The 267-nt window shown below is 74.2% G+C and carries 1 protein-coding gene; it reads right to left on the reverse strand.

What is annotated here, in order from left to right; translation table 11 throughout:
- Nucleotides 1–267: hypothetical protein (locus SB717_RS36435; RefSeq protein ID WP_410907906.1), on the reverse strand; the 267-nt coding region annotated here is incomplete at both ends.

Consider the following 267-nt stretch of genomic DNA (forward strand, 5'->3'; position numbering starts at 1 on the left):
GGCGGTGATCGGGGCGGCGGACGAGCCGGAACCCGAGCCGCCGCCGCTGCCCGTGCTGCCGCTGCTCGCCGTGGTGCCGGATGCGGACGAGCCGCCGCTCCCCTTCGCCTGCGCGGCGGCGAGCTGGCTCTTCATGCTGGCCAGCTGGCCTTCTGCAGCGGACGCCTTCTGCTGGGCGACGGCGAGCTGCTTGGCCGCGGAAGCCTGCGTGGCGAGGGCCGCCTTCTGCAGCGCGCTGAGCTTGCCCTTCTGCGACGCGATGGTTTC

It is taken from the genome of Priestia sp. SIMBA_032, from assembly GCF_046535215.1.
Classification (GTDB): Bacteria; Bacillota; Bacilli; order Bacillales; family Bacillaceae_H; genus Priestia; species Priestia aryabhattai.